This window comes from Saccharomonospora iraqiensis subsp. iraqiensis (assembly GCF_000430445.1).
In the GTDB taxonomy this organism is placed as follows: Bacteria; Actinomycetota; Actinomycetes; order Mycobacteriales; family Pseudonocardiaceae; genus Saccharomonospora; species Saccharomonospora iraqiensis.
This window is the reverse complement of sequence record NZ_AICW01000322.1, coordinates 1-3377: the sequence shown is the minus strand read 5'-3', so window position 1 is coordinate 3377 and position 3377 is coordinate 1. Positions and strand designations below refer to the sequence as shown.

The 3377-nt window shown below is 73.9% G+C and carries 4 protein-coding genes; 2 read left to right on the top strand and 2 right to left on the bottom strand.

Annotation, left to right across the window (positions count from 1 at the left end):
• The first annotated feature begins 2 nt into the window (after positions 1-2).
• Together ACTIR_RS26105 and ACTIR_RS0100170 are read left to right on the top strand one after the other, a co-directional pair.
• Positions 3-524 (top strand): hypothetical protein, encoded by a 522-nt coding sequence (locus ACTIR_RS26105; protein ID WP_052583655.1) that lies wholly within the window; start codon positions 3-5, stop codon positions 522-524.
• On the top strand, positions 521-1018 hold the full coding sequence (locus tag ACTIR_RS0100170; RefSeq protein ID WP_026452775.1) for a hypothetical protein: 498 nt from the start codon (positions 521-523) through the stop codon (positions 1016-1018). Before ACTIR_RS26105 ends, ACTIR_RS0100170 begins: the two co-directional genes overlap by 4 nt.
• A 124-nt stretch (positions 1019-1142) precedes the next feature.
• On the opposite strand, the gene ACTIR_RS0100165 is transcribed toward ACTIR_RS0100170, so the two are convergent.
• Positions 1143-2306, bottom strand: a complete 1164-nt coding sequence (locus ACTIR_RS0100165) for a PucR family transcriptional regulator (RefSeq protein ID WP_084789255.1) — start codon at positions 2304-2306, stop codon at positions 1143-1145.
• A gap of 226 nt (positions 2307-2532) precedes the next feature.
• Positions 2533-3377: arginase family protein (locus ACTIR_RS0100160; protein ID WP_233345786.1), on the bottom strand; the 845-nt coding region annotated here is incomplete at its 5' end.

Here is a 3377-nt window from a genome sequence, read left to right as displayed (position 1 = left end):
GACTGACGTCACCGCCCGCGGCCACCGCCACCGTCGCCGCGGGGGTCGCGGTGCTCGTCGCGGGGGTGTTCGCCGTGTGGTCGCTGCTGTGGTGGGCCCGGGCGGCCACCGACGCGGAGATCGGGAAGGCGGCCGACCGCGACGAGGTGGTGCGCACCGCACGCGAGCACGTCGCGGTGCTGACCACCCTCGACCACCACGACGTGGACACGGGGATCGACCGGTGGCTGGCGGTGACGACGGGGCCGCTGCACACCGAGCTCGCGGACACCGACGCCGGAACCCGGGAGGCCGTCCGGCGGGCGGCCACCGTCGCCCGTGCCGAGGTCGTCGAGGCGGGGCTGTCCGCGTTCTCCCCGGAGACCGGCACCGCGACGCTGCTGGCCGCCGTGGAGATCACCCGGTCCCGGGAGGGTGAACCGTCGACCACCACACGCCAACGCTTCGTCGTCTCGCTGGCCGAGACCGCCGACGGGTGGAAGGTGTCCGGGCTGGAACGGCCGGGGCCGGGAGGTGGGAAGTGAAACGGTTGCCGTTGCTACTGGCCGTGCTCGCCGTGGCGCTGGCCGGGCTCGGTGCCCATTTCGTCGTGCGCGGTGAGGCCCTGCGCGGCTCGGAGTCGGCGCGGGACCGCGCGTTCGTGGACGTCGACGCCACCGCCGAGGTGCGCTCCGCGGTCACCCGCGCGGTGAACCGGGTGCTGTCGTACTCCTCCGACGACCTGGGCGCCACCGCGCAGGCGGCGGAGGAGCTGCTGACGGGCCGGGCGGGACGGGAGTACGGCGAGCTGGTCACCGTCCTGCACGACCGCGCCGCCGAGCAACGGCTGACCGTGGCCACCAACGTCACCGACGCCGCCGTCCTGTCCCTGACCGACGACACCGCCCGCGTCCTCGTCTTCGCGGACCAGACCTCCCGCCGCGCCGACGGCGACCCGACCACCACCCCCCTGCAACTCGTCGTCACCGCGGAAAAGCCCGACCACACCTGGCTGATCACCCACCTGCAGGTCCACTGACCCCACCCGCTCACCCCGGGTGTGTGCCGTGAGGGGCACTTTCCCTGCGTCAGACGCAGTGAAAGTGCCCCTCACGGCATTCAACGCAGGGAAGGTGCCCTTCACGGCAACACCCCCGCAGGGGTTACGAGCGGGTGCGGGGTTTGGGGAGGGTGGGTTTGTCGCGGGGGGAGAGGGTGCGCAGGGCGAGGTCGAGTTCGAAGCGGGCGTCGGGGTCGCGGAGGCGGTCGCCGAAGGTGTTCTCCAGTTGCCGCATGCGGTAGCGCACCGTCTGCGGGTGCACGGCGAGACGCTCGGCCATGTCAAGGACGTTGCCCTGGGCGTCCAGCCACGCCCGGAGCGTGTCGAGCATCCGTTCCCGCTGCCGCGCGGTCAGCCCGTCCAGCGTGGCGAGCAGCCGACGGCGCAGCTGCGCCGCCAGGGCGTCGTCCGAGTGCAGCAGCAGCACGGGCAGGCAGTCGTGCACGGGAACGACCCGGCGGGGCGGCAGCACCCCGTCGTCCACCAGGGACAGCGCCTTACGCGCCCACCGCAGGGAGTCCGGGACGGCCTCCAACGGGACGCACGGCCCCACCGCCAGCCGGCACCGGGGCAGTGCCCGTTCCAACGCCGCCACCCGGGCCTGCGACATCGTCCCCGGCACCAGCAGCCGCGGCTCCGCGCCGCTCAGCTCCGCCAGCACGTCGGCGTCCAGCGGGGGCCGGTGCCCGGAGGGCAGCGGGCGCAGCGGACGCACGGCCACGGGGGTGGCGGTCTTCGGCCGGGTCCAGCCGACGAGCTGTGCCAACTCGTCGATCGCCTCCGGCGGCGCGGCGGGACGTTCGAGCACCAGCTGCAGCAGCCTGCGCCGCCAGGTGTCCAGCGCGTCGGCCGAACTCGCCTTCGCCTCCAGGAATCCGTCGAGTGCCACCGAGGCCAGCTCGTCCATGAAGCCGAGCATCGCGTCGGCCAGCTGGGACATCACCCCCGAGGTGAACCCGCGACGGCGGCCCACCTCCATGATCCGCCGCCAGGCGACGCGGGCGCCCACCCGGTAGGCGGCCTGCAACGTGTCGAGACTGCGGCCCTCGCGCATCTCGTACTGCCCCAGCCTGCGGTGCACCTCGTGCGCGTGCTGCTTGGACGCGCCGGGATCGGCGATCTGGGACACGAACAGCGACACCGCGTGCCGCACCCCCGCGGTGATCGACTTGCCGTAGGGGCCGTCGAGCGGACGCCGGTACTCCGGAATGGACGACCGGATCTCCGCGACGATCTCGTCGGCGACACTCTCCAGTTCCGGCCGCATGATCTCGGCCAGCCGCCCGGAGACGATCGTGTCGGAGACCTGTTCCGCTGTCCGTTCCGGCACGCCGACATGCCCCCTTCCCACGACACCGAGGGATGACACCGACCACGAGATCGAACCGCGGTGTCACCGAAAGTATCACCGCGGGCGCGGTACGCACGGCGTTTTCGGTGGATATGACAGGAACCGGACGAACCGTTGTGCCGTCGTGACAAGTCGGCCGAACTCACCCGCCCAGTCGGCGGCCCAACGCCTCGACCACCGGGACCAGCGGAAGCACCTCGGCGCGGTCGGCCGCCGTGCACTCGGTGATCGCGGCCCCCACGACCTCCAGGTCGGCCAGCGCGTCGAGCACCGCCACGAGCCCCGCCACCGACACGCCGGTCCCCGGTGCGCCCTGCCCGACGGTCGCCCCGAACGCGTCACGGTCGAGCAGGTCCAGGTCGAGGTGCACGTACACCCGGTGGACACCGGCGTCGGTCAGCGCCCCGACGACGTCGTCGGGGCGCGCGGGCACGGCCCGCACGAGGCCACGGTCGGCGACCCGGCGCTCCTCCTCGTCGAACACGGCCGCACCCGCGAGGACCGCCCGCCCCGGTGCCACCGGCGGTGCGGCGGCGAAGTCCGGGTCGCCCTCCCCCAGCAGCGCGCGCAGCACCATGCCGTTGAACGCGCCGGACGGGGAACTGTCCGCGGTGTTGCAGTCCGGGTGCGTGTCCAGCCACAGCAGTCCCAGCCGCTCCCCGTACCGGTACCGGGCCACCCCCGCGGGCACGAGGTCGGCCGCGCAGCTCGCGCCGACGGTGAGCACCGGCCCTTCCGGGTTCTCCAGCGCGTCGAGCTGGGGCCTCCGGTTGGCCACCAGTGCGGCCCGGTTGGCGACCCCGCGCACCGTGGGCGTGGCGGCCGGGTCGCACGGGATGTCCTCCACGGTGGGCCCCGCGCCACGACCGGGGACACGGACACCACGACCGAGCACCTCGCCCACCAGCCCGGCCAGGACGGCGCACCCGGACGTCAGCCGTGTCGCGGCGCCCGACCAGGTGGCCCCCTGCCACACCGGCACCGCGT